The sequence below is a fragment of the Flavobacterium sp. genome (assembly GCF_043720215.1).
In the GTDB taxonomy this organism is placed as follows: domain Bacteria; phylum Bacteroidota; class Bacteroidia; order Flavobacteriales; family Flavobacteriaceae; genus Flavobacterium.
The window spans coordinates 1-5,207 of the sequence record NZ_JAYSSZ010000065.1 but is presented as its reverse complement, the minus strand read 5'-3'; the positions used below and the strand labels follow the sequence as shown (position 1 = coordinate 5,207).

The window sequence follows — 5,207 nt, the reverse complement described above, 5'->3', positions numbered from 1 at the left end:
ACATACTGTAGTCTTTTTGGGTACGCTTTACATAGCGAGGTTCCTGGGTGTTTTCCATAACGATGAATTTATGTATCGCTATTTTAGGACAAGACATTATCAATAAATAAAAAATAGCTTGAATTTTATTCAAGCTATTTTTTTGTTTATATCTCATCACTAGTAAAAGTCACAAAACTCTTCTTCTTATAAGGTCTAATAATTAATCGTCCTTCTCTATCAAAACGTATGTAATTATAAACCCAATTTAGGAAAACAACGGCTCTATTTTTGAAACCAATAAGTGAAAATAAATGCACAAACATCCAGACAAACCAAGCAAAAACACCATTAAAATGATATCTAGGCAAATCGACAACGGCTTTGTTACGACCAATAGTTGCCATAGAACCTTTGTCGTTATATTCGAAAGGTTTTAGAGGTTTTTTATTAATAAGTTTGATTAAGTTTTCGCCTAACAAATCTCCTTGTTGTAGTGCAGGTTGTGCCATCATAGGATGTCCTTGCGGATATTTATCAGTTTCCATTGAGGCAATATCTCCAATAGCAAATATGTTATCGTAACCGTTTACTTGATTGTATTCATTTACACGAATGCGTTCGACTCTTTCAACTAAAGAATTAGCATTAAGTCCTGCAATTGCTGCTCCTTGAACTCCTGCTGTCCAAATTACTGTAGCAGTTTCGAAAGTTAAGTTGGAGTTTGTCGAAATGGTGCGACCATCATAATTAGTTACACGTACGTTTTTCCAGATTTTTACACCCAAACTCAATAGAAACTCTTCAGCAGCTTTTGAGGATTTTTCGCTCATGGTATTTAGTATCCTATCTCCACTTTGTACTAGATTTATTTCCATTTTAGAAACATCTAAATCTGGATAATCTTTTTGAAGAATAGCTTTTTTCATTTCTGCTAATGCTCCTGCAAGTTCAACTCCTGTTGGCCCTGCACCAACCAGTACAAAATTGATTAAACTATTTTTGTCAGCTCCATCTTTTGTAAGAACGGCTTGTTCAAAATTTTCTAGAATCAAGCTACGAATATTGAGCGACTGCGGAATAGTTTTCATAGACATCGAATTGCGTTCAATTTCTTTGTTGCCAAAATAATTGGTTTTACTTCCCGTAGCAATTATTAGATAATCGTAATGTAAATCGCCTATTTCGGATATGATTTTCTGATTTTTAGTGTCAATTTCTTTGACAGCGGTTAATCTGAAATAAAAATCCTTGTATTCCTGAATGACTTTTCGAATAGGGTAGGCAATAGACCCTGCTTCGAGTCCACCCGTAGCTACTTGATATAATAAAGGTTGAAAAGTATGGTAATTGTGTTTATCTAACAATACGACTTGTACGTTTTTGTTTCTTAGTTTTTTAGCTATTGAGATACCTGCAAATCCGCCACCAATAATGACTATGCGAGGTAAGGTTGATTGTGGAATATTCATTCTTTTTTTAGGCTCTATGGTTCTGAGTGACAAAGGTACAAAGAGTTTGGTTTAAACCATATAAGGCATATAAGGAAATATAAGTTTTGTTTTTTGAAAATTGAATAGAATTTGAACGCTAATTTATAGCCCCGATTACAGTGGAAATCCTTTTTATAATTTGTCATTCTGAGCTTGTCGAAGAACAAATTATAAAAGATTGGAACGAAAAGCGGGAAGACTGTTGAAAAAGAACGGAATGTTGTGCTCCTCATTTTTATTGGTTTACTTTGTAACATAATTTAATAAAATACTACTAACTCGATATGAGTAATGCATTAGAGCAGTCATTTGTAGCGCAACTAAAAGAAAATCAGAATATTATTCATAAGATTTGTCGGCTATATACTCAAAATCAAGACGAACATAATGATTTGTTTCAGGAAGTTACCATTCAGTTATGGAAAGCTTTTCCTAAGTTTCGTGGGGATAGTAAATTTTCTACTTGGGCATATCGTGTGGCTCTGAATACTGCAATTACTTTATATAGAAAAAACACCAAAACGGTAAATACAATTGAGTTTGAAACTGGCAAGCATTTTGTATTGCAAGAGGAATATAATTATGAAGAAGAGGAACATTTAAAACTTTTGTACAAAGCAGTTCAGCAATTAAACGATATTGAAAAAGCTTTAGTTTTTATGTATCTTGAAGATAAAGATTATACAGAAATATCTGAAACATTAGGAATTAGTGAGGTAAATGCAAGAGTAAAGATGAATCGGATTAAAGGGAAATTGAAGAAAATTATTAATCCGTAAGGAAAAAGATATATGGAAGAGCTGGATTTATTAAAAAAGGATTGGAATAAGAATAATAATTATCCGAAGTTTTCGGAGAAGGAGATTTATGCGATGTTGCATAAAAACTCTTCTTCTACTGTAAAATGGATTTTTATTATTAGTATTTTGGAACTCAGTTTTGGTTTAATTTTGAGTATTGTTTTGTCATTTACAAAATTTGATGAGCAAAACACGAAGTTTATTAAAGATTTGGGTATTTACACTTATTATCAAATAATGATTAGTATTATATATGCAGTTATTGTTTACTTTATAGTACGATTTTATATTATGTACAAAAAAGTTTCTACAACAGATAATACAAAATTGTTGATGAAAAATATATTTAAAACTAGAAAAATTGTACAAAATTATATTTTATTCAATCTAGTTACTTTTGCAGTTTTGTTTATTGGGATTTTTACTTTTGGACTTAAAAAAGGAATAGAAAGCAGTATGTTAGCGCATAATGATAATATTACTGAAATACCAACGAATATTTATATACTTTCTTTTCTAGTAGTTGTCATTGTTACAGGAATACTAACTACAGCTTTTTGGTTTTTTTACAAATTATTATACGGATTTTTGCTTAAAAAACTAAAAAACAACTTTGAAGAACTTAAAAAAATAGATCTTTAAAAACTTAGTATTGCCATTTACGCAATTTATCTAATTCTGCTTGTTCTTCAATTTCTTCTGCTGGAATTACTTTTAGAAAAGAAGCATGTTGCTCGATTGCATATTCTACTTTTTCAACAATTTCTTCAATTGTGTCATTATCGTAGTCAATATCTAGTGGTTCTTTGATAGTAAAAGTTTGCAAGATTCCTTTCTTTTTCATTCGCAATCCTTTTTTATCGAAAGAACGACGGAAACCATCGATAACTATTGGAACAACAATAGGCCTGTGTTGTTTTATAATATGAGCAGTTCCTTTGCGAACAGGTTTGAATGATTTTGTTGTTCCTTGCGGAAAAGTAATCACCCAACCATCGGCCAAAGCAATTTTTATATTTTCGGTATCGTTAGGATTTATATCTTTTTTCTCTTTTTCGTTTACATCTTTACCACCTGCACGCCAAGTTCTTTCTACCGAAATTGCTCCTGCATAAGATAAAATTCTAGGTAATAAACCAGATTGCATAGTTTCTTTTGCCGCAACATAATAGATATTCAATTTTGGTTGCCAGATATAACCTAGGTTTTTAATATTATCCTGACGCCCGCTCAAACTGGCATTAAAAACATGAAACATAGCCACAACATCAGCAAAATAAGTCTGATGGTTCGATATAAATAAAACATTTGTATCGGGCAAAGCCTTGATGATTTCCGAACCGTCTATTTGCAATTCGTTAAATCCTCTGTAACGGCGGTGTGTAATGGCTGCAAAAATTCGGATTAACCATTTTTTTAGAAAAAGTATATGTCCGAAAGGATTTCTCTTAAATAATCCCATAATTTTATAAAAAAGGTGAACTACAAATTTACAAAAACTATTAGTTTATAAGACTTTTTTTATAATTTCTTTCAACTCGCTCATCATCATGGCAGTAGCTCCCCAAACTAAATGCTCATTTATCTGAAAAGCGGGAACTTGAATATTTGTAGCGTAGGAAGTCGACATGTTCACAGTAATAACAATCTTTTCATCAAGGAATTGATATAAAGGTAATTCGATAACTTCGTCGACTTCATCAGGGCTTAAAGTAAACGAAAGTTCTTCTTCGGCAAAACCTAAAAATGGGGAAACAAGAAAATTACTAGGCGGAATATAAACCTCGGTAAATGCTCTAATAAGAGTCACTTTTTTTGCAGTAACGCCAATTTCTTCATGTGTTTCTCGCAAAGCAGTTTCAGAAAGTGATGAATCCAAATCTTCAACTTTTCCTCCAGGAAAAGCAATTTGCGAGGCATGAATTCCGGGATAAGAATTTCTAACTATTAATGCCAAATGGGTGATTTTGTTTTTTGGATATAAAAGCATCAAAACTGCTGCTTTCTTGGGAATAATTTGCGAAAAATCTTGGTTATTTAATAATTCGATTCTTTCTGGAGGAATCATTTTTGCATGCGCAATAGTCGCTGGTAGCGATTCTTTTGCTATTTTTGGCACATATTTTAAAAAATCTGAAAAATCCATTTCGCAATTTTTAAAAAGAAATTAATTTACGGGTTTAGAAAAAACACAATTATAAAGATAGCTTAAATATTTCAAGTTCCAAATTCTTACATTATATAAATCATGTACACCAAAGAAGAAAGCCAAAGATTAAAACGAGAATTCTGGATTTCATTTTCCGATAAATATCCAAGAAAATGGATTTTATACGATACAAAAATTAAAGATTTTTCTTTTAAATTTTTTGTAGATAATAAGAAAGCTCAAGTTCTTATTGATATAGAAATGCGTGATGCAGAAAAACGTAAAACTTATTTTGAAAAATTAGAATCTCTAAAAACTATTCTTGAAGAAGAATTTATTAAAGACTTAGTTTTTGAAAGCAAATATACACTCGAAAGCGAAAAAACCATCAGTCGTATTTGGGTCGAAAAGCTCGAAGTTAGTGTAAGTAATAGACAATATTGGGACGAAATATTCGATTTTTTTTATGAAAAAATGGATAAACTGGAGCGTTTTTATCTCGAATACGAAAGTTTTATTAAGGATATTTAAAAAAAAAGCAGTTTTATTTTATAAAGATTCAAAAAGGTTTCACAGAGATAAGCCAAGAAAATTAAAAAAAAAATATAGTGAACCTCTGTGTTTTTTTCTTTGAGAATCTTCGTGAAATAATTTTAAAAAATAGTTTGAAAAACCCGATGTCATAACTATGACTAGTCCTAAATAATCGATACAGATTATTAGACAAAAATAGATAAATTAAACAGCACCAAAAACGTTTTTGGTGCTGTTTTTAGTTTTATAGGT

The 5,207-nt window shown here is 31.0% G+C and carries 6 protein-coding genes; 3 read left to right on the top strand and 3 right to left on the bottom strand.

Going from position 1 to position 5,207, the window contains the following annotated elements; genetic code table 11:
- Positions 1-146: 146 nt before the first annotated feature.
- Positions 147-1,451 carry an NAD(P)/FAD-dependent oxidoreductase gene (locus ACHZC3_RS02905; RefSeq protein WP_394758378.1) on the bottom strand — a complete coding sequence of 435 codons (1,305 nt, stop codon included), beginning with the start codon at positions 1,449-1,451 and terminating at the stop codon, positions 147-149.
- 305 nt (positions 1,452-1,756) lie between these two features.
- Here ACHZC3_RS02905 and ACHZC3_RS02900 point away from each other — a divergent pair, with 305 nt between their 5' ends.
- Together ACHZC3_RS02900 and ACHZC3_RS02895 are read left to right on the top strand one after the other, a co-directional pair.
- Entirely contained in the window at positions 1,757-2,251 is a 495-nt protein-coding gene (locus ACHZC3_RS02900; protein WP_394758377.1) for an RNA polymerase sigma factor, read from the top strand.
- 12 nt (positions 2,252-2,263) lie between these two features.
- The gene (locus tag ACHZC3_RS02895) at positions 2,264-2,914 is read left to right on the top strand and encodes a hypothetical protein (RefSeq protein WP_394758376.1); all 651 of its coding nucleotides are present in this window, start codon (positions 2,264-2,266) and stop codon (positions 2,912-2,914) included.
- A gap of 4 nt (positions 2,915-2,918) precedes the next feature.
- Here the strand turns inward: ACHZC3_RS02895 and ACHZC3_RS02890 are convergent, their stop codons facing one another.
- Together ACHZC3_RS02890 and ACHZC3_RS02885 are read right to left on the bottom strand one after the other, a co-directional pair.
- Positions 2,919-3,734 carry a lysophospholipid acyltransferase family protein gene (locus ACHZC3_RS02890; RefSeq protein ID WP_394758375.1) on the bottom strand — a complete coding sequence of 272 codons (816 nt, stop codon included), beginning with the start codon at positions 3,732-3,734 and terminating at the stop codon, positions 2,919-2,921.
- 45 nt (positions 3,735-3,779) lie between these two features.
- Positions 3,780-4,418 carry an NUDIX hydrolase gene (locus ACHZC3_RS02885; RefSeq protein WP_394758374.1) on the bottom strand — a complete coding sequence of 213 codons (639 nt, stop codon included), beginning with the start codon at positions 4,416-4,418 and terminating at the stop codon, positions 3,780-3,782.
- Between the two features lie 102 nt (positions 4,419-4,520).
- On the opposite strand from ACHZC3_RS02885, the gene ACHZC3_RS02880 reads away from it, so the two are divergent.
- Positions 4,521-4,952, top strand: coding sequence for a DUF4268 domain-containing protein (locus ACHZC3_RS02880; RefSeq protein ID WP_394758373.1), 432 nt, complete (start codon positions 4,521-4,523; stop codon positions 4,950-4,952).
- The last annotated feature ends 255 nt before the right edge of the window (positions 4,953-5,207 follow it).